The sequence below is a fragment of the Streptomyces tendae genome (assembly GCF_014650435.1).
Classification (GTDB): Bacteria; Actinomycetota; Actinomycetes; order Streptomycetales; family Streptomycetaceae; genus Streptomyces; species Streptomyces tendae.
In genome coordinates, this window is record NZ_BMUY01000003.1 from 189,403 (window position 1) to 211,250 (window position 21,848).

Consider the following 21,848-nt stretch of genomic DNA (forward strand, 5'->3'; position numbering starts at 1 on the left):
CGGGTCCATGCGGATTCAGGTGAGGCGCACAGGAGGCTTCGCGGGCATCGAACGCCACGCGGAGGTCGAGACCGCGGGACGCCCCGACGCGGACGAGTGGCACGCCCTGGCCGAGCGGGCGGTCGCCGACGGCCGGAGCACCCCACCGGTCGGGGTGCCGGACGGGTTCAGCTATCAGCTCACCGTGGACGACAGGACGGTCTACGCCGCCGATCCCCGGCTGACGGAGGAGCAGCGCGCGCTGATCTCCCGGGTGCTGAAGGAGGGTGCGTAAGCCGGCCGAGTCGGTTGTCGCGCACGGGCGTTGACTTCCCTTACCGGGGGTACGGATGATCCGCGCATGGCGACTGACGACGCGATGCCGACGCATCCGATGCCGGCGAAGCCGATGCCGCGGTTCCCTGACGGCTTCCTGTGGGGCGTGTCCACGTCCGCGCACCAGATCGAGGGCGCGGCCGGGCTGCGCGGGCCGTCCGTGTGGGACGCCTTCACGGCGGAGCCCGGCCGGGTGAAGGACGGCTCGACGGCGGCGGTGGCCTGCGACCACTACCACCGCTACCGCGAGGACGTGGCCCTGCTCGCGGACCTCGGCGTGGACGCCTACCGCTTCTCGGTCTCCTGGCCCCGGGTGGACTCCCCCGGCGGCCTGGACTTCTACGACCGCCTGGTGGACGAGCTGTGCGCGGCGGGGGTGCGCCCGGTGCCGACCCTCTTCCACTGGGACCTGCCGGCGGGCCTGGACTGGCTGGAACGGGACACGGCCGCCCGGTTCGCCGAGTACGTGTCCCTCGTCGCGGAGCGCCTCGGCGACCGGGTCGGCAAGTGGATCACCCTCAACGAACCCGCCGAGCACACCCTGCTCGGCCACGCCCTGGGTGTCCACGCCCCCGGCCGCGAGCTGCTGTTCGACGCCCTGCCGGCCGCCCACCACCAGCTCCTCGCGCACGGCCTGGCGGTACGGGCGCTGCGCGCGGCGGGGGCGACGGACGTCGGGATCGCCAACTCGCACGGGCCGACCTGGCCCGCCTCCGACGACCCGGCGGACCGGGAGGCGGCGGAGTTCTACGACCTCCTGCTGAACCGGACGTTCGCCGACCCGCTCCTCACCGGGCGGTACCCGGAGGGCATCGGCGATCTCATGCCGGGTTCCGCCGAAGGAGTCGAGGCCGACCTGGAGGTCATCGCCGAGCCGCTGGACTGGTACGGGGTGAACTACTACGCGCCGACGCGGGTGGGCGCCCCGCAGGGTGCCGAGATCGAGTTCGGCGGGGTGACGCTCCCGGCCGAACTGCCCTTCTCGGTGCGCGAGATCGAGGGGCGGCCGCTGACGGACTTCGGCTGGCCGGTCGTCCCCGAGGGACTGACGGAGCTGCTCACCGGCTTCCGCGACCGCTACGGCGACCGGCTCCCGCCCGTCGTGATCACCGAGAACGGCTGCTCCTATGAGGGCCTCGACGACCGGGACCGCATCGCCTACCTCGACGGGCACGTGCGCGCCCTGCACCGGGCGATCGAGGCGGGCGTGGACGTGCGCGGTTACTTCGTGTGGTCGCTTCTGGACAATTTCGAGTGGGCCGAGGGGTACGCCCGCCGCTTCGGACTGGTCCACGTGGACTTCGAGACGCTCCGGCGGACGCCCAAGGCGTCGTACGGCTGGTTCCGGGATCTGCTCTGCGGGCAGCGGCGGGTACCGGTCGGATAAACCCCTCGGTGCTGTCGGCGGGGAGTCGTACGCTGGAGTCAGCAGACACACCCGTCACGCGGCGACGCCGCAGAGGAGGACGAGCAGGCCTAGAGCGCCGGCCCATGACTCAGACACCCTCAGCTCGCACCCCCGCGCAGGGGCAGGCGAGAGCACAGATCACCGTCCCCGCCCAGCACCCGATGGTGACGGTACTGGGCTCCGGAGACTCCCTCCTGCGCGTGATCGAGAAGGCCTTCCCGGCGGCCGACATCCATGTCCGGGGCAATGAGATCAGCGCCGTCGGCGACACCCGTGAGGTGGCCCTCGTACAGCGCGTGTTCGACGAGATGATGCTGGTGCTGCGCACCGGGCAGCCGATGACGGAGGACGCAGTGGAACGCTCGATCGCCATGCTCAAGGCGAGCGAGAACGGGGAGAGCGACGGCCAGGAGACCCCGGCCGAGGTGCTCACGCAGAACATCCTGTCCTCGCGCGGCCGCACGATCCGCCCCAAGACGCTGAACCAGAAGCGGTACGTCGACGCGATCGACAAGCACACCATCGTCTTCGGCATCGGCCCCGCGGGCACCGGCAAGACCTACCTGGCGATGGCCAAGGCGGTGCAGGCCCTGCAGTCCAAGCAGGTCAACCGCATCATCCTGACCCGTCCGGCGGTCGAGGCCGGCGAGCGGCTCGGCTTCCTGCCGGGCACGCTGTACGAGAAGATCGACCCGTATCTGCGCCCGCTGTACGACGCGCTGCACGACATGCTCGACCCGGACTCGATCCCGCGGCTGATGGCGGCCGGGACGATCGAGGTCGCGCCGCTGGCCTACATGCGCGGCCGCACGCTGAACGACGCCTTCATCATCCTGGACGAGGCCCAGAACACCAGCCCCGAGCAGATGAAGATGTTCCTCACCCGCCTCGGCTTCGACTCGAAGATCGTGATCACGGGTGACGTGACCCAGGTCGACCTGCCGGGCGGCACGAAGTCGGGTCTGCGGCAGGTGCAGGAGATCCTGGAGGGCGTCGAGGACGTCCACTTCTCCCGGCTCACGTCCCACGACGTCGTCCGGCACAAGCTGGTGGGCCGTATCGTCGACGCCTACGAGCAGTACGACAGCAGGAACGGCACCGAGAACGGCGGCCACAACGGCGGCCGGACACCGAGACACGGTGCCAAGGCCAAGGGGAAGTAGACCAGCACGACCATGTCGATCGACGTCAACAACGAGTCCGGAACCGAGGTCGACGAGCAGGCGATCCTCGACATCGCCCGCTACGCACTCGCGCGGATGCGCATCCACCCGCTCTCCGAGCTCTCGGTGATCGTCGTGGACGCCGGCGCCATGGAGCAGTTGCACATCCAGTGGATGGACCTGCCGGGTCCCACCGACGTGATGTCCTTCCCGATGGACGAGCTGCGCCCGCCGTCCAAGGACGAGGAGGAGGCGCCGCAGGGGCTGCTCGGCGACATCGTGCTCTGCCCCGAGGTCGCCGCCAAGCAGGGCACCGAGGCGCCGACGCAGCACTCCATGGACGAGGAGCTGCAGCTCCTGACCGTCCACGGGGTGCTGCACCTGCTCGGGTACGACCACGAGGAGCCGGACGAGAAGGCCGAGATGTTCGGTCTGCAGGCCGCGATCGTGGACGGCTGGCGTGCGGAGCGGGGCCTGACCGGCCCGTCCCCGGCCCCGACGGTCTCATGAGCCTCCCGCTCGTCGCCGGCGCCGTCGCCCTGGTGGTGGTCGCCTGGCTGGCCGCGTGCGCGGAGGCGGGGCTCGCGAGGGTCTCCAGCTTCCGCGCCGAGGAGGCGGTACGGTCCGGGCGCCGGGGCGGCGAGAAGCTCGCCCAGGTCGCCGCGGACCCGACGCGCTACCTCAACGTGGCGCTGCTGGTCCGCGTCGCCTGCGAGATGGCGGCCGCCGCGCTGGTCACGTACGGCTGTCTGAGGGAGTTCGACGGCACCGGCGAGGCGCTGATCATCGCCATCGCGGTGATGGTGCTGCTCTCCTACGTCGCCGTCGGGGTCTCGCCGCGCACCATCGGGCGCCAGCACCCGCTGAACACGGCGACCGCGGCGGCGTACGTGCTGCTGCCGCTGGCCCGGATCATGGGCCCGATCCCGTCGCTGCTCATCCTCATCGGCAACGCGCTCACCCCTGGCAAGGGCTTCCGCCGGGGCCCCTTCGCCTCGGAGGCGGAGCTGCGGGCGCTGGTGGACTACGCGGAGGCGGAGTCGCTGATCGAGGCCGAGGAGCGCCGCATGGTGCACTCGGTGTTCGAGCTGGGCGACACCCTCGTGCGGGAGGTCATGGTGCCGCGCACCGACCTCGTCGTCATCGAGCGCTACAAGACCATCCGGCAGGCGCTCACCCTCGCCCTGCGCTCCGGTTTCTCCCGGATACCGGTGACCGGTGACAGCGAGGACGACGTCGTCGGCATCGTGTACCTGAAGGACCTGGTCCGCAGGACGCACATCAGCCGGGACGCGGAGAGCGACCTCGTCTCCACCGCGATGCGCCCGGCGTCCTTCGTGCCGGACACCAAGAACGCCGGCGACCTGCTGCGCGAGATGCAGAAGGAACGCAACCACGTCGCCGTCGTCATCGACGAGTACGGCGGCACGGCCGGCATCGTCACCATCGAGGACATCCTGGAGGAGATCGTCGGCGAGATCACCGACGAGTACGACCGGGAGCTGCCGCCGGTGGAGGAGCTGGGCGGGGACCGTTTCCGGGTCACCGCGCGCCTGGACATCGGCGACCTGGGCGAGCTGTACGGCCTGGACGAGTACGACGACGAGGACGTGGAGACGGTGGGCGGTCTGCTCGCCAAGGCGCTGGGCCGGGTCCCGATCGCCGGGGCCTCGTCGATCGTGGAGCTGCCCGACGGCCGTGAGCTGCGGCTGACGGCGGAGGCCGCGGCCGGCCGCCGGAACAAGATCGTGACGGTGCTGGTGGAGCCGGTCGCCGCGGCGAAGCCCGCCGAGGAGGCGGTGCCGGAATGACCCCCGGGGAGCTGCGCGACTTCTGTCTGTCCTTCAACGCCGCGGTGGAGGACTTCCCCTTCAACCCGGAGACCTCGGTCTTCAAGGTGCTGGGCAAGATGTTCGCGCTCACCTCCCTGGACGGACGGCCGCTCACCGTCAACCTCAAGTGCGACCCGGACGACGCGATCCGGCTGCGCGACGACCACCCGGGGCTGATCGTCCCCGGCTGGCACATGAACAAGCGGCACTGGAACACGGTGACGGTGGGCGCCGGGCCGGACGGAGGACGGCTCCCGGACCGTGTGGTCCGGGAGCTCGTGGAGGACTCGTACGACCTGGTCGTCGCCGGTCTACCGCGCGCGGAGCGGCTCCGCCTCGACCGTCCCTGAGCCCGCCGTACGGTTGCCGCGCAGCCCCATCGCGACCAGTACGGCCGCCGCCAGCACGATCACCGCGTCCAGGACCAGCACCGTGTGGACGCCGGAGCGCAGGTCCGCGGCGGTGGTGGCCAGCACGCCGAGGAGCGGGATACCGACGGTGATGCCGACCTGCTGGGTGGAGGTGACCAGGCCGGTCGCCAGGCCCTGCTCCTCGTCGGGGACGCCGGAGGTGACGGTCAGGCCGTAGGAGATGATCGCGCCCAGGTGGCACATGCTGGCCAGCGAGACGGCGGCGGTGGCGAGGACCACCGACCAGCCGCCCTCCCCCAGCGCGAGCAGGGACAGGCCGAGGGCGCCCTGCCCGGCGAGGGAGCCGACCAGGGTGCGGCGGGCGCCGAAGCGGCCGATCACGCGCGGGGCGTACGAACCGGCCACCACCGACAGCACGCCCTGCACCCCGAAGACGAGACCGGTCTCGAAGGCGCTCAGGTGCAGGATCTCCTGGAGGTACAGGGTGAGCACGAAGACGACCGTCGACATCATCGAGAAGGTGACGAGACCGCCCAGATTGCCCCACGCCACCGTGCGGCGGCGCAGCATCGGCAGCGAGACCAGCGGCGCCGCGCTGCGCGACTCGACGGCCACGAAGGCGGCCAGGAGCAGCAGGCCCGCGGCGAGGGTGACGAGGACGTCGGTACGGCCGAAGCCGTGCTCGGCGGCCGTGGTCAGGGCGTAGATCAGGGAGAGCAGGCCGCCGGTGACGGTGACCGCGCCGGGGACGTCGAGGCGGGGCCGCTCCGGGGTCCGCGACTCGGGCAGCAGGCGGGGCGCGAGGGGCAGCACGACGAGTGCGAACAGGGCGAGCAGGCCCATCGTGGAGCGCCAGCTCAGCAGGTCGGTCAGGACGCCGCCGGCCACCATGCCGACGGTGAAGCCGAGCGAGAGCAGGGTGCCGGAGATGCCGAGGGCGCGGTCGCGGGCGGGGCCCTCCGGGAAGGTCGTGGTCAGCAGGGACATGCCGGTCGGGACGATGGCCGCCGCGCCGAGGCCCTGCAGGGCGCGTCCGGCGAGGAACGAGGCCGGGTCCCAGGCGAGGGTGGCAAGGAGGGAGGCGGCGCCGAAGAGCGCGAGCCCGGCGAGGAAGAGCCGGCGGCGGCCGTAGAGGTCGCCCATGCGGCCGAAGAGCAGCAGGAACCCGCCGGACGGCAGCGCGAACGCGGTGACCGCCCACTGCAGGGCGGAGGTGCTCATGCCGAGGTCAGCGCCGAGTACGGGCAGGGCGACGTTCAGGACCGAGAAGTCGAGCGCGACCATGAACTGGGCCGCGCAGAGCACGAACAGGACCAGCCGGTCACGGGCGGAGAGCCGTGGAGCGGACGGTTCCGCCGCCGCGGGGGCCGGGGTGGGAGTCGGGGTGGTGTCGATCGCCATGGACATGAGCCTCGGGCCCCCGGAATAGTTGTGGGGAGACGCCGATTGTTCTGGTGGTGCCACCACCAGGCACCGGCGGGTTGGCTACGGGGGGAGTGCGTACGTGCCGGACGTGATCACGAGGGCCGGGACCGCGGGCCGGGACCGGCGCCGCAGTGAGCTGCGGGAGTTCCTGATGAGCCGGCGGGCGCGGGTGTCCCCGGCCGAGGTCGGTCTGCCGGACGGCGGGGCGCGGCGCCGCACGCCGGGGCTGCGCCGCGAGGAGGTGGCCGTGCTCGCCGGGGTGGGCGCGTCCTGGTACCAGTGGCTGGAGCAGGGCCGCGACATCTCCGTCTCCCCGCAGGTCCTGGACGCGGTCGGCCGGGTGCTGCGGCTCAGCAACGCCGAGCGCCGCCACCTGTACGTGCTGGCCGGGCTGAATCCGCCCGCCGCCGAGGTGGAGCCGGCCAAACGGGACATGTGCGAGGGGCTGCGGCGGCTGATCGACACGTGGATGCCGTATCCGGCGCACATCATGGACCGGTACTACAACTGCGTCATGTACAACGACGCGGCGGCGTCGGTGCTGGGCATGCGGCCCGAGACGACGTGGAACTGCATCCTCGACTTCTTCACCGACCCCCTCTACCGCTCCCGCGCCCGCAACTGGGAGCGCAACGCGCGCACGGTCGTCGCCCAGTTCCGCGCGACCTGCTCGGCCAACCCGGACGACGAGGGTTTCCAGCAGGTGCTGGCGGACCTGCGGGAGGCCAGTGCCGAGTTCGCCGCGCTGTGGGAGGAGCGGGACATCGAGGACGCGGGGCAGATCCGCAAGGAGCTGGACCATCCGCTGGTCGGTCTGCTGAGCCTGGAGTCGACGGCGCTGCGGGTGCCCGCGCGGCCGGACCTGACGATCGTGCTGCACACGCCGCTGGACGAGGCGAACACCGCGGCGAAGCTGGAGTGGCTGGCCTCACCGGAGGGCCGGCGCGGGGCGATGTACCCGGTGGCGGGGTGAGAGCGGGCCGGTTTCCGGGTGGGCGCGGGCCGGTGACGGGGCGAGCGGGCCGGGGCCCGGCGGGGCTACGTATGCTCACCCCATGACCACCGAGACTCCCGGCCTCGACCCCGAGGACCGCAAGATCGTCACCCTGGCCCGCTCTGCCCGCGCCCGCAACGGCGTGCCCGAGGGCGCGGCCGTACGCGACGAGACCGGCCGCACCTACGTCGCCGGCACCGTCGCCCTGGACTCCCTGAAGCTCAGCGCGCTGCGCACGGCGGTGGCGATGGCGGTGGCGTCCGGCGCGAAGTCGCTGGAGGCGGCGGCCGTGGTGACCGACGCGGAGTCGGCGTCGGAGGAGGATCGGGCGGCGGTGCGGGACCTGGGCGGAGCCGGAACGCCGGTGCTGGTGGCCGGTCCGGACGGCACGGTCCGTGCCACGGTGAGCGCGGGCTGACCGCCGCGGGCCCGGCGGACGGCCACGGTGGTGCGGCGGGGCTTCGGGGATCAGGGACAATGGGCGCCATGAGCGTTCGTACCCAGTCATCCGAAGAACCGGCCGAGGCTGTTCACCGGGCCGGCTTCGCCTGCTTCGTGGGCCGTCCCAACGCGGGCAAGTCCACCCTCACGAACGCTCTGGTCGGGCAGAAGGTGGCGATCACCTCGAACCGCCCGCAGACCACCCGGCACACGGTGCGGGGCATCGTGCACCGCGAGGACGCCCAGCTGATCCTGGTGGACACCCCGGGGCTGCACAAGCCGCGCACGCTGCTGGGCGAGCGGCTCAACGACGTGGTGCGCACCACGTGGGCCGAGGTGGACGTCATCGGCTTCTGCCTGCCGGCGAACGAGAAGCTGGGCCCCGGTGACCGCTTCATCGCCAAGGAGCTGGCCGGGATCAAGAAGACCCCGAAGGTCGCGATCGTCACCAAGACCGACCTGGTGGACTCCAAGACGCTGGCCGAGCAGCTGATCGCGGTCGACCAGCTGGGCAAGGAGCTGGGGATCACCTGGGCGGAGATCGTCCCGGTGTCCGCCACGGCGAACCAGCAGGTGGACCTGCTCGCCGACCTCCTCACCCCGCTGCTGCCCGAGGGCCCGACGCTCTACCCCGAGGGCGACCTGACGGACGAACCGGAGCAGGTCATGGTCGCCGAGCTGATCCGGGAGGCCGCGCTGGAGGGCGTACGCGACGAGCTGCCGCACTCCATCGCGGTGGTCGTCGAGGAGATGCTCCCGCGCGAGGACCGCCCGGCCGACAAGCCGCTCCTGGACATCCACGCCAACGTCTACATCGAGCGCCCCAGCCAGAAGGGCATCATCATCGGCCCCAAGGGCAAGCGCCTGAAGGACGTCGGCATCAAGTCCCGCAAGCAGATCGAGGCGCTCCTCGGGACTCCGGTCTTCCTGGACCTGCACGTGAAGGTCGCCAAGGACTGGCAGCGCGACCCGAAGCAGCTGCGGCGTCTCGGGTTCTGAGCCGCCCCCGACCCCGAGCAGCTGCGGCGGCTCGGGTTCCGCGGCACCCCGGCGGCTCCCGCTGTCAGGGGGTCGGGGGGCGGAAGCCGATGGTGGGGACCGCGCGGCGCAGGGGCCACGGGGCCACCAGGTCGTCCGGGACCAGGCTGGCCAGGAACGCGTAGCGGCTGAGGGCGGCCGGGTCCTGGTCCTCCAGCGACTGGACCTTGCGCCACCAGGTCGCGATCTCGCCCCAGCCGGGCGCAGACAGCGAGCCACCGAACTCCTGGACGGACAGGGCCGCGGTCAGTCCGGCGAAGGCCAGGCGGTCGGCGAGCGGCCAGCCGGCCAGGGTGCCGGTGACGAAGCCGGCGACGAACACGTCCCCGGCGCCGGTCGGGTCCAGGGCCTCCACCTCGATCGCCGGGACCTCGGCGCTCTCCCCCGTGCGCCGGTCCACCGCGTAGGCGCCGTCCGCGCCGAGGGTGACCACGGCGAGCGGCACGTGCTCGGTCAGGGCGTGCGCGGCGGCGCGGGGGCAGGTGGCGCCGGTGTAGCGCATGGCCTCCTCCGCGTTGGGCAGGAACGCCTCGCAGTGCGCCAGGTCGGGCAGGGCCGCCAGGTCCCAGGCGCCGGTGTCGTCCCAGCCGACGTCGGCGAAGACCCGGGTGCCGCGGGCGGCGGCCCGGGCGATCCACGGGGCGCCGGCCCCGGGCGCGAGGGAGGCGACGGCGGCGCGGGCGCCGGGCGGGCAGTCGGGGGACGGCTCCTCGGGCGGCGGCTCGTGGCCGTGGGAGACCATCGTGCGCTCGCCCTCGTACGCCATGGAGACCGTCACCGGCGAGTGCCAGCCGCGCACGGTGCGCGAGGGGGCCAGGTCGATGCCCTCGCCCCGGGACAGGGCGTCCCAGCAGTAGTCGCCGTAGTGGTCGTCGCCGAACGCGGCGGCCAGCGAGGTGCGCAGGCCGAGGCGGGCCAGCGCGGTCGCCATGTTGGCGATGCCGCCCGGGCTCGACCCCATCCCCCGGGCCCAGGACTCGGTCCCGCGCACCGGGGCGGAGTCGAGCCCGGTGAAGATCACGTCGAGGAAGACGGTGCCCGTCAGGTACACGTCCCAGGGCGGGTCCTGCGGGGTGCGCAGGGCGGCCAGGGGATCGACCTGGGGGTGGCGGTGCGATCCCTCGGGCGGGACGTGGCGGTGCGTTCTCTCGTCGGCCGGCATGACCGGAACGTCGGTCGCGTCGGGCACGTCGGTGGACACGGTGGAGGCTGTCACGGTGCGCTCCCTGGCATGGTGCGGACCCCGCCAGTGTGCACCACGCCACCGACAGTGCGGTGGTGCCGGCCGCGTGGCGCCAGGCGGTGGCAGGCCCCGGCTGCGCGGTCCGGGCGGCGCCCGGGGTGGTCTCCGGCGCAGGGGCCGCCGCCGCCCTTTCCGGCCGGGTACGGACCCGGTCGTTGCGTCCGCCGCCGCGCACCAGCAGCACGCTGAGGGCGGCCAGGAAGCCGACGACGGTCAGCCCGACCTCGGCGGGTTCGTCGCCCCCACCGCCTTCGGCATCGCGGCCAGGCACAGCGCGCCGAGCCCGACCCAGGGCGAGACGAACACGCCGATGTCGTCCACGATCGACGGCAGCCAGAAGGTCACCGTGTACAGGGCGACGTTGATGGTGCGGTCACAGCCGCACACCGCGCGGCTCCCGCCGTACGTGCCCACGCCCGTGCCCAGCCACCACGGACGCCACCCCCGCAGGTACCTGGGCAGGAAGGCGCACCACCTTGCTCCGGGAGATCACCAGCGCGGAACCGAGGGCGTCACCCACTCCGGGTCGGCGACCCGCATCGCCGCCGCGTCGTCGCGGTCGCGCAGCGTGCCGTCGTCGTCGAGCCAGCGCCGGTGCAGGAACGCCAGGCGCTCGCGGTCGAGTTCGACGCCGAGGCCGGGGGCGTCGGAGACGGCGACCTTGCCGCCGTCGAAGGTGAGCCGTTCGGTGAGCACGTCCTCGGACTGCCAGGGGTAGTGGGAGTCGCAGGCGTGGTGGAGGTTGGGCACGGTGGCCGCGACGTGGGTCATCGCGGCGAGGCTGATGCCCAGGTGGGTGTTGGAGTGCATGGAGACGCCCACGCCGAAGGTGCGGCAGACGGCGGCCAGTTGCTGGGTGCTGCGCAGTCCGCCCCAGTAGTGGTGGTCGGAGAGCACGACCTGCACGGCGCCCTTGGTGAACGCCTCCTGGATCTCGGCGAACGTCGTCACGCACATGTTGGTCGCGAGCGGCACCCCGGTCTTGGCGGCGACCTCGGCCATCGCCGGGGTGCCGAGCGCGGGGTCCTCCAGGTACTCCAGGACGTCCCCGAGTTCCGCAGCGACCTCGAGGGAGGTCTCCACGGACCAGGCGCCGTTGGGGTCCAGGCGCAGGGGGTGCCCGGGGAACGCCTCGGCGAGGGCCTTGACCGCGGCGATCTCCTCCTCCGGCGGGAAGACGCCGCCCTTGAGCTTGAAGGAGGTGAAGCCGTACCGCTCGGTGAAGGCGCGGGCCTGGGCGACGACGCCGGCCGGGTCGACAGCCGCTCCCCAGTCGTCCTTCTCGCTCGCCACGCCCTCGGGGTGGTCGGCCCACTTGTAGAAGAGGTAGGCGCTGTACTCGACGGCGTCGCGGACCTTGCCGCCGAGCAGGGCGTGCACGGGCAGGCCGAGCGCCTTGCCGAGGGCGTCGAGGCAGGCGACCTCGAAGCCGGAGACGACGGACAGGCGCAGCTTGTCGGCGGTCTGGACGCCGCGCAGCCCGCCGACGTCCACCTGCCCCGAGACCCGGGAGGAGTCGACGGCGACCTCGTCGGCGAGGGTGAACAGGCCGTTCAGGTCGGACACCTGACGGCCGACCAGCTTGTCGGCGAACGGACGGGCCAGCTCCAGGTACTTGGCGTCGCCGTAGGTCTCGCCGACGCCGGTGACGCCGTCGGCGGTCTCCACCTCGACGATCAGGCGGGGGGTGTAGGGCTGGTGCACGCCCTGGGTGTTCAGCAGGGGCGGGTCGGCGACCAGGATCGGCGTCAGGTGGACGGCCGTGATGGTGAGGTCGCGGGTCACAGGGCGGCTCCTACGAGGTCGAGTCCGGTGGTGAGCAGGGTCTTGAGGGCCTGGACCTCGGCGGTGGCGGCGCCGTTGAAGAACAGGAAGTCGTCGGGCGCGGCGAGGACGGTGCGCTGGAGGCGGTCGAGGTCGCTGTGGCCGTCCTTGAGGCCGATCACGCCGGGAACGCGGGCCAGGCGCCGCACGGACTCGGCGGTGTGGGCGACCTGGCCGCGCTGGTAGGCGATGAGCGGGAGCCGGGTGCCGGCGGCGATCCGCTCCACCTGGGCGACCAGGCCGTCCTGCGGGGCGGCGGTGAGGTAGTGCGGCATGACGAGGAGGGCGTCGGCACCGGCCTCCTCGGCGATGCGCGCGAACCGCAGGGCCTGCGCCCAGCCGTAGCCGGTCCCGGCGACGACCGGCACCCTCCCGGCCGTCTCCTCGACGGCGATGGCGACCGCCTGCCGGTACTCGTCCTCGTCCAGGGAGAAGAACTCGCCGGTGCCGCAGGCGGGGAAGAGGGCTCCGGGACCGGCGGCGAGCCGTTCGGCGACGTAGGCCCGGTATCCGTCGGCGTCGAAGGAGCCGTCCTCGTGGAAGCTGGTCAGCGGGAAGGACAGCGCGCTCGCCGCCATGCCTTCGCGCAGCCGCCGGACGACGGCTGCCCGACCGGTGCCGGTGTCGGGGACGGGGCCCGCACTCGTCGTCTCCATCACCTCCCACTGTCTCCGTATGTAGATGACGTCTACGTACGGAGATGGAGATTAGAGAGGTGACCGTTGGGCGTCAATGGGTCGGGGGGCATCCGTTTACGATCGGCCCATGTCGGAGACTGGGGACGCGACGCCGGGCGGCGTCCGCGAGGTGAAGTCCGCGGCGCGCACGGTGGAACTGCTGGAGGTGCTGGCCGCGCGCGGCGACCGTCCGGCCCGCCTCCAGGAACTGGCGGACGAGCTGGGGGTGCCGCGCAGTTCGATGTACGCGCTGCTGCAGACCCTGATCTCGCGCGGCTGGGTCCGCACCGACGTCACCGGCTCGCTCTACGGCATCGGCATCCACGCCCTGCTCACCGGCACCAGCTACCTGGACTCCGACCCCCGGGTGCGGGCGGTGCGGCCGTACCTCGACGAGGCGTCCGAGGCGCTGGGCGAGACCATCCACCTGGGGCGGCTGGACGGGCACGACGTGGCGTACCTGGCCACCCGGGAGTCGCACGAGTACCTGCGCACGATCAGCCGGGTGGGACGCCGGCTGCCCGCCCACGTGGGCGCCCTCGGCAAGGCGCTGCTGGCGGAGCGGCCGGACGCGGACCTGCCCGAGGGGCCGTACGAGGCGTTCACCCCGAACACGCACACCAGCAGGGAGGCCCTGATGGCCGATCTCGCCCGGACCAGGGAGCGCGGATACTCCGTCGACCGCGAGGAGGGCGTGGCCGGCATCGTCGGTTTCGGCTTCGCGCTGCGCTACGACGCCCCGGCGCTGGACGCGGTCAGCTGCTCGGTGCCGGTGGCCCGGCTGACGCCGGATCACGAGGCGCGGATCGTGGCGGTGATGCGGGAGATCAGGGCAAAACTGGAGGCGACGGTTCCGGCCGGAGGCGGCTCGATCCACTGGCGTTAGCGCTCGCTGTTACCCAGCCTCCAAACCTCCAAACAGGTATGTGACGTAGATCACACCGACCCGCCTGTTTCGGGGCTCCTTCCGCTTGATACAAATTGCCCGCGCGTCCTCGTCGGTCGACGGTCGTCGCCCCCCTCCCTTCCCACCGTCCTTTCGCATGCCCTGGGAACGCCCGTGTTCGCCCCCCGCACCACCCCCTGGCCCCTCGTCGCCCTTTTCACGGCCGGGTACCTGCCTCCGTACCTGCTGCCCACCACCGTCGGCAGGCTCGACACCAGCCTTCCGCTGTCCACCACGCAGGCGGGCGCCGTCGGCAGCGCGCTGCTGCTGAGTTCGGCGACCGCGGGCTTCCTGCTGGCCTCCCGGGTGCAGCGCGTCGGCGCCCGGACACTGGCCCGGCTCGGCCTCGCACTGGCCGTCCTCGGCTACGGCGCCGCCGCGCTCACCACGGCCGTCCCGGCCGTCGTCGTCGGCGCGGTCGTGGGCGGTTTCGGATCGGGCACGGCCATGACGGTCGCCGCCACCCGGATCGCCGCCGAGAAGGATCCCCACCGCGCCTCCACGGTGGGCCTGCTGAGCGTGTCGGCGCTGGCCGGTGCGGTGTATCTGACGGTGCCGCACCTCGGCCGGGCGCACGGGCTGCCGCTGGCCGCGATCGCCCTGACGGCGCTGGCGGTGTGGCCGTTGACCGGCCGCCTGCCGGGCCCGGCGGCCGCCTCCCCGGCCGCACCCGGCGCCGACGCCACCGCGCCGCTCCCCCACCGCCGTTCGGGACTCGTCCTGGCCGTCACGGTGCTGTGCTGGTCCCTGGCCCAGAACTCGCTGTGGGGTGTCAGCGGCCGGATCGGGCTGACACAGGCCGGACTGGGCGACGCCGCCCTCGGGGCCGTGTTCGCCGTCGCGCTGGGCGCGGGCCTGGTGGGCGTGCTGGTGGCGGGTGCGCTCGGGCCGCGGCTGGGGCGGGCGATGCCCGTCGGCGCCGGCACGGTGCTCATCGCGGGCTGCATCGCGGTGAGCGCGTCGGCGACGACGCCGACGGCCTTCGCGACCGGCGAGATCGCCTGGAACACCGTCTACCCGGTCGTGCTGTCGTACCTGATCGGCCTCGCCGCCTCGCTCGACGCGCGCGGCCGGTGGGCGGTGCTCGTCGGCTCGGCGTCCTCGCTGGGCACCGCGGCCGGACCGCTGGCCGGCAGCGTCCTGTCGGCGCAGGCCGGTTACGCGGGCATGGGGCTGGTCCTGGCCGCCGGACTGCTGCTGCTCGCCGCGCCGCTGACCGCCGTCGCCCTGCACACCGCGGGCCGCCCGCTGCTGCCCGGCGCGATCCGCCGCCGCGGCGGCACCCCGGCCGCGCTGGTCGCCGCCGCCACGGGCACGCCGAGCGGTGCGGTGCCCGAGGTCGGTGCCGTGGAGCAGCCGGTCGTGGAGATCGACGTGGAGGCCCCGGCGGTGGCCGTCCAGGGCGCCTACGACACGGCGGGACCCCGGCAGGCGGCGGCCACACCGGGGTCCGGGCCGGGCTGAGCCCTGCGCGGAGGAGCCGCTAGGCGGCGGGGAACTGGTACGCCTCGACCTCCGCGAGGTACCGCGCGCGCAGTTCCTCGTCGTCCTCCAGGAAGGAGGCGAGGAACGAGTTGCGGGCCAGCTCCCGCAGCCGCTCCCCGGTCAGGCCGAGGGCCTGGCGCACGGCGTCGAAGTTGTCGCCCGCGTAGCCGCCGAAGTAGGCCGGGTCGTCGGAGTTCACCGTGCACATCAGGCCCGCGTCGAGCATCGCGGGCAGCGGGTGGTCGGCGAGGGTGTCGACCGTGCGCAGCCGCACGTTGGACAGCGGGCACAGGGTGAGCGGGACGCGCTCGCGCACCAGCCGCTCGACCAGCGCCGGGTCCTCCACCGAGCGCAGCCCGTGGTCGATCCGCTCCACGCCGAGGACGTCGAGGGCCTCGACGACGTACGCGGGCGGCCCCTCCTCGCCGGCGTGCGCGACCCGGCGCAGGCCGAGGGCGGCGGCGGCCTCGTACACCTCGCGGAACTTGACCGGAGGGTGGCCGACCTCGGCGGAGTCCAGGCCGACGCCGGTGATGCGGTCGAGGTACGGCTTGGCCGCGTCCAGCGTCGCCATCGCCGACTCGGCGGACTCGTCGCGCAGGAAGCAGAGGATCAGCCGGGTGGAGACGCCGTGGTTCTCACGACTGGCGCCCAGTGCCCGCCACAGCCCCTCGATGACCGTGCCCATCTCCACGTCCCGGGCGAGGTGGGCCTGCGGGTCGAAGAAGATCTCCGCGTGCCGGACACCCTGGGCGGCGGCGCGGGCGAGGTAGGCGTTCGCGAGGTCCTCGAAGTCCCGCTCGGTGCGCAGGACGGCCATCAGCTCGTAGTACAGGTTCAGGAAGGACTGGAGGTCCGCGAAGCGGTACGCCTCACGCAGCGCGTCCTCGTCCGCGTACGGCAGGGACACGCCGTTGCGGGCGGCCAGCGCGAAGGCCAGCTCCGGCTCCAGGGTGCCTTCGATGTGGAGGTGCAGTTCAGCTTTGGGCAGGGGCATCAGAGCATCGTACGGCGGTTTCACCGACGTTTCGGAACCGGTACGCGGGTGAGGTCGCGGGCCACGGTCAGCTCGCCCGCGTAACCGGCCGCGCGTGCCTGCCGTTCGAACTCCTCGGGATCCGAGTAGCGCTGGCTGAAGTGGGTGAGCACCAGGTGCCGTACGCCCGCGTCCCGGGCCACCCGCGCGGCCTGCCCGGCGGTGAGGTGGCCGTGGTCGGTGGCGAGGTTCTCGTCCTCGTCGAGGAAGGTCGACTCGATGACGAGCAGGTCGCATCCCTCGGCGAGCGCGTGCACACCCTCGCAGAGCCGGGTGTCCATGACGAACGCGAACCGCTGGCCGCGGCGGACCTCGCTGACCTCGTCGAGCGGGACGCCGTGCAGCGAGCCGTCGCGCTGGATGCGGCCGACGTCGGGGCCCTTGATGCCGTGCGCGGCGAGGCGGTCGGGCAGCATGCGGCGGCCGTCGGGCTCGGTGAGCCGGTAGCCGTACGACTCGACGGGGTGCGACAGCCTGCGGGCGTCCAGGGTGTAGGCGGGGGTCACCGCGAGCGGGCCGTTGGCGGCGACCGGGGCCTCGGTGAGGGCGACGGTCTCGCGGTAGGCGGTGGCGTACCGCAGGCGCTCGAAGAAACGCTGCCCGGAGCGCGGGTAGTGGGCGGTGATCTCGTGCGGGACCCGGTCCAGGTTGATGCGCTGGATCACCCCGGCGAGGCCCAGGCTGTGGTCGCCGTGGAAGTGCGTGACGCAGATCCGGTTCAGGTCGTGGGCGGCGACCCCGGCGCGCAGCATCTGGCGCTGGGTGCCCTCGCCGGGGTCGAACAGGATGCCCTCGCCGTCCCAGCGCAGCAGGTAGCCGTTGTGGTTGCGGTGCCGGGTCGGGACCTGGCTGGCGGTGCCGAGGACGACGAGTTCACGTACGGACATGGTGGGTGGTGGTCCGGTCCTGTCCGGGCTATCCGGGAGGCCATTCGAGGCCGCGGCCGCCGAGCACGTGGGCGTGCGCGTGCCAGACGGTCTGTCCGGCGCCGCTGCCGGTGTTGAAGACGATGCGGTAGCTGTCCAGCTTCTCGTCGTCGGCGACGGCCTGGGTCTCGCGCAGCACGTCGGCGGCGAGCTGCGGGGCCTCGGCGGCGAGGGCCGCGGCGTCCTTGTGGTGGGCCTTGGGGATCACCAGGACGTGGGTGGGGGCCTGGAGGTTGATGTCCCGGAAGGCGACGGTGGTGTCCGTCTCGCGGACGATGGTCGCGGGGATCTGGCCTGCGACGATCTTGCAGAACAGACAGTCGTCCTGTGGCTCGCCAGTCACTTGGCACTCCTCACGCCGGTGATCTTCCAATGAGCATCGTATCGGCCACCACCGCCCCAGCTGCGGGCAACATAGCTGCGGGCAGTCGTGCCGCTTGGGGCGGCACGGGTGGGCGCAGCTATGGCCGCGCCGCGGGTTACGGCAGCGTGGGCGGTGTTTTCGCCGAGGTTTCGTCCAGGGACGCCAGTGCGAGCGTGATCGCCTCGTCCAGTTGGGGGTCGCGGCCCGCCGCGTGGTCCTGGGGGCGCTGGGGGACCTCGACGTCGGGGTCGACGCCGTGGTTCTCCACACCCCAGCCGTACCCCTCCAGCCAGAACGCGTACTTCGGCTGCGTGATCAGCGTCCCGTCCACCAGCCGGTAGCGGCTGTCGATGCCGATGACGCCGCCCCAGGTGCGGACCCCGACGACCGGCCCGATCCCCAGCGCCTTGATCGCCGCGTTGACGATGTCGCCGTCCGAGCCGGAGAACTCGTTGGCGACCGCGACGACCGGCCCGCGGGGCGCGTCCTGCGGGTAACTGGTCGGCCGCATGCCGCGCGGCAGGTCCCAGCCGACGATGCGCCGGGCCAGCTTCTCGACCACCAGCTGGGAGGTGTGCCCGCCGCGGTTCTCGCGGACGTCGACGACCAGGCCCTCCCTGGCCACCTCGACGCGCAGGTCGCGGTGGATCTGGGCCCAGCCGGGCGCCTGCATGTCGGGCACGTGCAGGTAGCCGAGCCGGCCGCCGGACTTCTCGTGGACGTAGGCACGCCGGTCGGCGACCCAGGCGTGGTAGCGCAGCGGCTCCTCGTCGGCGAGCGGGACGACGACGGCGTGCCGCACCTCCCCGCCGCCGGACGGCGAGATGGTGAGCTCGACCGGCTTGCCCGCCGTACCGACGAGCAGTGGTCCGGGACCGGTGACCGGGTCCACGGCCTGTCCCGCGACCGCGACGATCGCGTCCCCGGCGCGCACGGCGACACCGGGCGCGGCGAGCGGGGAGCGGGCGTCGGGGTCGGAGGTCTCGGACGGCAGGACGCGGTCGACGCGCCAGGTGCCGTCCTCGTGGCGGGAGAGGTCGGCGCCGAGCAGGCCCTGCCGGGCACCGGAGCCGTGGCCGCCGCGCGGGGTGACGTAGGCGTGCGAGGTGCCGAGTTCGCCGTGCACCTCCCACAGGAGGTCCACCAGGTCGTCGTGGGTGGCGACACGGTCCAGGACGGGCCGGTAGCGGTCCAGGACGCCGTCCCAGTCGACGCCGTTCATGTCGGCCCGCCAGAAGTGGTCCCGCATGATGCGGCCCGTCTCGTCGAACATCTGCCGCCACTCGGCGGCCGGTTCCACGGTCTGGCGGACCCGGGCCAGATCGACGGTGATGTTGGTGTCGCTGTCCTCGTCGCCGGACGCCCGCCGGTCGCTGGGCACGACCTTGAGCCGGCCGTCGGTCCACAGCAGCACCCGCTTGCCGTCGCCGCTGACCTCGTAGTGGTCGGCGTCGCCGCCGAGGTGCTCGACGCGCTGCTGGGCGAGGTCGTAGCGCTCCAGCTCGGTGTTGGGGTCGGGGTCCTCCGGGTTGGCGCGGGAGGCGCCGAGGACGCCGGTGAGGGGGTGGCGCAGCCACAGGACGCCGTCCTTGGCGGCGCGCAGCCGGGAGTAGCGGGCGGCCTCGACCGGGAAGGGCACGATGCGGTCGGCGAGGCCCTCGATGTCGATCCGGGTGGTCGGGGTGCCCTCGCTGTCGGGGGTCTCCTCCCGGTCCGGCGTCTCGAAGGGGCGGCCGTGGCGCTGCGGTCCGAAGGGCGAGGGCGTGGTCGCGGCGAGGGTGATCAGGTAGGGCCGGGCGCCCTCGACGAAGGCCAGGTCGAAGACGTGCTCGTCGTAGACCGGGTCGAAGGAGCGGGTGGAGAGGAAGGCGAGGTGCTTGCCGTCCAGGGTGAAGGCCGGCGAGTAGTCCTTGAAGCGCAGCGGCGTCGCCTCGCTCACCGACAGGTCGGTGGTGTTGGCGAGCTTGAGCTGGCGCAGCGGCTCCGGACCCGGGTGCGACCAGGCGAGCCAGGCCGAGTCCGGCGAGAAGACGAGGCCGGAGGCGTCGCCGTCCTCGCTGCGGTCGACCTCCCGGACCTCGCCGCTCTCGCGCTCGACGAGCAGGATCCGTCCGTCGTGCGAGGCGACGGCGACGCGGCTGCCGTCGGGGGCCGCGGCGAGGTTCAGCACCCGGCCGAGCTGTCCGGCGGCCAGGCGCCGTGCGGTGGCTCCGGGGGCGAGCCCGGTGGCGGGCGCGAACTCCAGGGCGTCGTCGCCCTCGGCGTCCGTCACCCACACCACCCACTCCTCGCCCTCGGCACGGAAGGTGCGCGGCAGCCGGTTGCGCACACCGGGGGCGGCCGCGAGCGCGCGGGCCGGTCCGGAGCGGTGGGTGACCCAGTGCACGCCGCCGCGTACGGCGACGGCGCTGCCGCGCGCGGTGTGGTCGGGGGACGCGGAGCCGAACCAGCCGCCTGCGTTGACCGGGTACGGCTGGAGGTCGACGCGGGCACCGCCGAGCCGGATGTCCAGGCGGCGCGGCTCGGCACCGTCGAGGTCGTCGAGGGTCCACAGCTCACCGGCGGACGAGTAGACGACACGGGTGCCGTCGGTGGCGGCGTGCCGGGCGTAGAAGCCGTCGACTGGTGTGTGCCGGCGCAGGTCGGAGCCGTCGGCGAGGGAGGAGTAGAGGGCGCCGGTGCCCTCGTGGTCGGAGAGGAAGGCGATGCGGTCGCCGACCCAGAAGGGGTACTCGATGTTGCCGTCGAGGTCGGCGTGCAGGCGGACGAACTCGCCGTCGTCCTCGCGGTCGATCCACAGCTTGCCCGCCGTGCCGCCCCGGTAGCGCTTCCACCAGGCGGCCTCGCGGCCCATCGGCGCGGACAGCAGCACGGTGTGCGGGCCCTGGGCGACGTCGCCGACGGGGCCGTACGGCAGGGTGGCCGCGGGTCCGCCGTCGAGCGGGACGGCGCGGGCCCAGCTGCGGCGCAGGCTGGCCTGGCCGTAGGTGCTGAGGGCGAGGACGCGGCCGTCGGCGGTCCAGCCGCGTACCTGGGTCCTGATGCTGCCCCAGTGGGTGAGGCGCTTGGCGGGGCCGCCGTCGACGGGCGCGGCGTGCACCTCGGGGGCGCCGTCGCGGGTGGAGGTCCAGGCGACCGTGGTGCCGTCGGGCGAGATGCGCGGGTGGTTCACCGGCACGTTGTCGGCGCTGACCCGCCAGGCCCGGCCGCCGTCGAGTGGGGCGAGCCACACGTCGTCCTCGGCGGTGAAGGCGACCAACTCGCCGTGCGGGTGCGGAAAGCGGAGGTAGGCAGGCGCTGCGGGCTGAGTCACCCCCATACCCTATGCAGGGGCGCGCCCCGCCGACAGAGGTTTGGATCACTTCCCGGCCAGGGCCACCGCCCGGTCACTTGCCCTCGACCGGGCCGCAGTGCGGGTCGTCGGGGCACCAGATGGTCCGGGTGACGGTCACGGTGGGCCCCGGCCGGCCGTCGGAGGGGCGGTCGGCGGGCGGTGCGCTGGTGGCGTCGCAGTCGCCCAGGCCCTTGACCCGGAACCACTCCTTGCCGTCCACCTTCGCGGTCAGGTTCCCGCGCACGCAGGCGCCGTTGACGACCTTGGTGACCTTGCCGTCGACGGTGATGTCCTGGCCGGCGTCCGTCCTGCCCTCGCAGTGGACGGAGACGACCGCCTTCGCGGTCGCCGAGGCCGTGGTCCCCTTGTCGCCGTAGGAGCCGGTGCAGGTGAGCCGGCTCACCTCCGCCTTCTGCCGCTCCAGTTCGCGGGTCACGGTCTGGTCGGTCGTGTACGCCACGGTCGCGGTGCCGAGTCCGCCCGGCTCGCACGCGACGAGCCCGCCGACGGCGACGGCCGAGCCGACGACCACCGGAGCCAGGCGCCAAATCCGTCTCAATGCCCCCATGGAGGGCAGCCTGCCACCGCTCGGGGACCGGCGGTAGAGCGCATACGGCCACTCCTCAACTACCGTTGGCGCCATGGGGGACGACCGCAGGCAGCGCAGGCTCGTCGTGGACGAACGCACCACCTGGCTGTGGAGTCACCGGCAAAAACGGGGCCGCGACGGCGTCTGGCGGGACGCGCTGACGCTGTACCGGGACGGGCTCCGGGTCCGATTCGTCTTTCTCGCGGGCGCGCCCGACTCCGGCCGATACACCTCGGAGGGCGACTACTGGTACGAGGGCTGCGTGGGCGACGGCCGCGGCAACCTGCTCAACCTGCGCGAACCCGGTGTCGTACGGGCGCTGGTCGAGGAGGCCGGGCGGCGGGCGCTCCTGCCCGGGCCCGGGGGCCGGCCGGTGGAGCTGGACGGCTGGGAGCTGTTCCCCGCCGTGGTCGCCGCCACCGACGGCTGACCGGGGC

Annotated in this window: 20 protein-coding genes and 2 pseudogenes; 12 read left to right on the forward strand and 10 right to left on the reverse strand. The window is 73.1% G+C overall.

Annotated features, from left to right (window positions below):
- Nucleotides 1-7 precede the first annotated feature (7 nt).
- The 6 genes from IE258_RS09590 (at nt 8) to IE258_RS09615 (ending at nt 5,068) form a co-directional block, all read left to right on the forward strand.
- Nucleotides 8-274, forward strand: a complete 267-nt coding sequence (locus IE258_RS09590; protein WP_159329097.1) for a protealysin inhibitor emfourin — start codon at nt 8-10, stop codon at nt 272-274.
- Between the two features lie 66 nt (nt 275-340).
- Nucleotides 341-1,702: a GH1 family beta-glucosidase gene (locus IE258_RS09595; RefSeq protein ID WP_189741616.1), complete on the forward strand. Its 1,362-nt coding sequence runs from the start codon at nt 341-343 to the stop codon at nt 1,700-1,702.
- A 104-nt stretch (nt 1,703-1,806) separates the two neighbouring features.
- Complete coding sequence (locus IE258_RS09600) at nt 1,807-2,886, forward strand: PhoH family protein (RefSeq protein ID WP_159329095.1); 1,080 nt, start codon at nt 1,807-1,809, stop codon at nt 2,884-2,886.
- Between the two features lie 12 nt (nt 2,887-2,898).
- A complete protein-coding gene (gene ybeY / locus IE258_RS09605) occupies nt 2,899-3,396 on the forward strand; it encodes an rRNA maturation RNase YbeY (RefSeq protein ID WP_059302558.1) in 498 nt (165 codons plus the stop codon).
- On the forward strand, nt 3,393-4,697 hold the full coding sequence (locus IE258_RS09610) for a hemolysin family protein (RefSeq protein ID WP_159329094.1): 1,305 nt from the start codon (nt 3,393-3,395) through the stop codon (nt 4,695-4,697). Before ybeY ends, IE258_RS09610 begins: the two co-directional genes overlap by 4 nt.
- Nucleotides 4,694-5,068 carry an MmcQ/YjbR family DNA-binding protein gene (locus IE258_RS09615; RefSeq protein ID WP_189741619.1) on the forward strand — a complete coding sequence of 125 codons (375 nt, stop codon included), beginning with the start codon at nt 4,694-4,696 and terminating at the stop codon, nt 5,066-5,068. The genes IE258_RS09610 and IE258_RS09615 overlap by 4 nt, the downstream gene beginning before the upstream one ends.
- Here IE258_RS09615 and IE258_RS09620 read toward each other — a convergent pair.
- Nucleotides 5,030-6,490 (reverse strand): MFS transporter, encoded by a 1,461-nt coding sequence (locus IE258_RS09620; RefSeq protein WP_189741622.1) that lies wholly within the window; start codon nt 6,488-6,490, stop codon nt 5,030-5,032. The genes IE258_RS09615 and IE258_RS09620 overlap by 39 nt on opposite strands.
- Nucleotides 6,491-6,593: 103 nt before the next feature.
- On the opposite strand from IE258_RS09620, the gene IE258_RS09625 reads away from it, so the two are divergent.
- The 3 genes from IE258_RS09625 (at nt 6,594) to era (ending at nt 8,948) form a co-directional block, all read left to right on the forward strand.
- Nucleotides 6,594-7,487 (forward strand): helix-turn-helix transcriptional regulator, encoded by an 894-nt coding sequence (locus IE258_RS09625; protein WP_189741625.1) that lies wholly within the window; start codon nt 6,594-6,596, stop codon nt 7,485-7,487.
- Nucleotides 7,488-7,569: 82 nt separating this feature from the next.
- Nucleotides 7,570-7,926: a cytidine deaminase-like protein gene (locus IE258_RS09630; protein ID WP_159329091.1), complete on the forward strand. Its 357-nt coding sequence runs from the start codon at nt 7,570-7,572 to the stop codon at nt 7,924-7,926.
- A 68-nt stretch (nt 7,927-7,994) separates the two neighbouring features.
- Nucleotides 7,995-8,948 carry a GTPase Era gene (era, locus tag IE258_RS09635; RefSeq protein ID WP_161380604.1) on the forward strand — a complete coding sequence of 318 codons (954 nt, stop codon included), beginning with the start codon at nt 7,995-7,997 and terminating at the stop codon, nt 8,946-8,948.
- Between the two features lie 64 nt (nt 8,949-9,012).
- On the opposite strand, the gene IE258_RS09640 is transcribed toward era, so the two are convergent.
- The 4 genes and pseudogenes from IE258_RS09640 to IE258_RS09655 all read right to left on the reverse strand — a co-directional run.
- Complete coding sequence (locus tag IE258_RS09640) at nt 9,013-10,149, reverse strand: carbohydrate kinase family protein (protein WP_229892063.1); 1,137 nt, start codon at nt 10,147-10,149, stop codon at nt 9,013-9,015.
- A 136-nt stretch (nt 10,150-10,285) separates the two neighbouring features.
- A pseudogene (locus IE258_RS41875) lies at nt 10,286-10,596 on the reverse strand (MFS transporter); the annotation flags it as partial.
- A gap of 123 nt (nt 10,597-10,719) precedes the next feature.
- The gene (locus IE258_RS09650; protein ID WP_189741630.1) at nt 10,720-12,015 is read right to left on the reverse strand and encodes a glucarate dehydratase family protein; all 1,296 of its coding nucleotides are present in this window, start codon (nt 12,013-12,015) and stop codon (nt 10,720-10,722) included.
- Nucleotides 12,016-12,062: 47 nt separating this feature from the next.
- Nucleotides 12,063-12,710, reverse strand: a pseudogene (locus IE258_RS09655) (dihydrodipicolinate synthase family protein); the annotation flags it as partial.
- Nucleotides 12,711-12,819: 109 nt separating this feature from the next.
- On the opposite strand from IE258_RS09655, the gene IE258_RS09660 reads away from it, so the two are divergent.
- The gene (locus IE258_RS09660; RefSeq protein WP_189741633.1) at nt 12,820-13,617 is read left to right on the forward strand and encodes an IclR family transcriptional regulator; all 798 of its coding nucleotides are present in this window, start codon (nt 12,820-12,822) and stop codon (nt 13,615-13,617) included.
- A gap of 174 nt (nt 13,618-13,791) precedes the next feature.
- Nucleotides 13,792-15,141, forward strand: a complete 1,350-nt coding sequence (locus tag IE258_RS09665; protein WP_189741636.1) for an MFS transporter — start codon at nt 13,792-13,794, stop codon at nt 15,139-15,141.
- Nucleotides 15,142-15,160: 19 nt separating this feature from the next.
- On the opposite strand, the gene IE258_RS09670 is transcribed toward IE258_RS09665, so the two are convergent.
- From IE258_RS09670 to IE258_RS09690, 5 genes are all read right to left on the reverse strand, one after another.
- The gene (locus IE258_RS09670; RefSeq protein ID WP_189741639.1) at nt 15,161-16,159 is read right to left on the reverse strand and encodes an adenosine deaminase; all 999 of its coding nucleotides are present in this window, start codon (nt 16,157-16,159) and stop codon (nt 15,161-15,163) included.
- A 20-nt stretch (nt 16,160-16,179) separates the two neighbouring features.
- Nucleotides 16,180-17,085 (reverse strand): ribonuclease Z, encoded by a 906-nt coding sequence (locus tag IE258_RS09675; protein WP_189741642.1) that lies wholly within the window; start codon nt 17,083-17,085, stop codon nt 16,180-16,182.
- A gap of 28 nt (nt 17,086-17,113) precedes the next feature.
- Nucleotides 17,114-17,467, reverse strand: coding sequence for a histidine triad nucleotide-binding protein (locus IE258_RS09680; protein WP_189741645.1), 354 nt, complete (start codon nt 17,465-17,467; stop codon nt 17,114-17,116).
- A gap of 136 nt (nt 17,468-17,603) precedes the next feature.
- Entirely contained in the window at nt 17,604-20,807 is a 3,204-nt protein-coding gene (locus IE258_RS09685) for a S41 family peptidase (protein WP_189741649.1), read from the reverse strand.
- 67 nt (nt 20,808-20,874) lie between these two features.
- Nucleotides 20,875-21,390, reverse strand: a complete 516-nt coding sequence (locus IE258_RS09690; protein ID WP_189741652.1) for a hypothetical protein — start codon at nt 21,388-21,390, stop codon at nt 20,875-20,877.
- 73 nt (nt 21,391-21,463) lie between these two features.
- Here IE258_RS09690 and IE258_RS09695 point away from each other — a divergent pair, with 73 nt between their 5' ends.
- On the forward strand, nt 21,464-21,841 hold the full coding sequence (locus tag IE258_RS09695; RefSeq protein WP_189741655.1) for a hypothetical protein: 378 nt from the start codon (nt 21,464-21,466) through the stop codon (nt 21,839-21,841).
- Nucleotides 21,842-21,848 lie beyond the last annotated feature (7 nt).

What these genes read in the sequence shown, in the direction of transcription:
- IE258_RS09590 (WP_159329097.1), top strand. Translation starts at nt 8, where the DNA reads ATGCGGATTCAGGTGAGGCGCACAGGAGGCTTCGCGGGCATCGAACGC.
- IE258_RS09595 (WP_189741616.1), top strand. Translation starts at nt 341, where the DNA reads ATGGCGACTGACGACGCGATGCCGACGCATCCGATGCCGGCGAAGCCG.
- IE258_RS09600 (WP_159329095.1), top strand. Translation starts at nt 1,807, where the DNA reads ATGACTCAGACACCCTCAGCTCGCACCCCCGCGCAGGGGCAGGCGAGA.
- ybeY (WP_059302558.1), top strand. Translation starts at nt 2,899, where the DNA reads ATGTCGATCGACGTCAACAACGAGTCCGGAACCGAGGTCGACGAGCAG.
- IE258_RS09610 (WP_159329094.1), top strand. Translation starts at nt 3,393, where the DNA reads ATGAGCCTCCCGCTCGTCGCCGGCGCCGTCGCCCTGGTGGTGGTCGCC.
- IE258_RS09615 (WP_189741619.1), top strand. Translation starts at nt 4,694, where the DNA reads ATGACCCCCGGGGAGCTGCGCGACTTCTGTCTGTCCTTCAACGCCGCG.
- IE258_RS09620 (WP_189741622.1), bottom strand. Translation starts at nt 6,490, where the DNA reads ATGGCGATCGACACCACCCCGACTCCCACCCCGGCCCCCGCGGCGGCG.
- IE258_RS09630 (WP_159329091.1), top strand. Translation starts at nt 7,570, where the DNA reads ATGACCACCGAGACTCCCGGCCTCGACCCCGAGGACCGCAAGATCGTC.
- era (WP_161380604.1), top strand. Translation starts at nt 7,995, where the DNA reads ATGAGCGTTCGTACCCAGTCATCCGAAGAACCGGCCGAGGCTGTTCAC.
- IE258_RS09640 (WP_229892063.1), bottom strand. Translation starts at nt 10,149, where the DNA reads ATGCCGGCCGACGAGAGAACGCACCGCCACGTCCCGCCCGAGGGATCG.
- IE258_RS09660 (WP_189741633.1), top strand. Translation starts at nt 12,820, where the DNA reads ATGTCGGAGACTGGGGACGCGACGCCGGGCGGCGTCCGCGAGGTGAAG.
- IE258_RS09670 (WP_189741639.1), bottom strand. Translation starts at nt 16,159, where the DNA reads ATGCCCCTGCCCAAAGCTGAACTGCACCTCCACATCGAAGGCACCCTG.
- IE258_RS09675 (WP_189741642.1), bottom strand. Translation starts at nt 17,085, where the DNA reads ATGTCCGTACGTGAACTCGTCGTCCTCGGCACCGCCAGCCAGGTCCCG.
- IE258_RS09685 (WP_189741649.1), bottom strand. Translation starts at nt 20,807, where the DNA reads ATGGGGGTGACTCAGCCCGCAGCGCCTGCCTACCTCCGCTTTCCGCAC.
- IE258_RS09690 (WP_189741652.1), bottom strand. Translation starts at nt 21,390, where the DNA reads ATGGGGGCATTGAGACGGATTTGGCGCCTGGCTCCGGTGGTCGTCGGC.
- IE258_RS09695 (WP_189741655.1), top strand. Translation starts at nt 21,464, where the DNA reads ATGGGGGACGACCGCAGGCAGCGCAGGCTCGTCGTGGACGAACGCACC.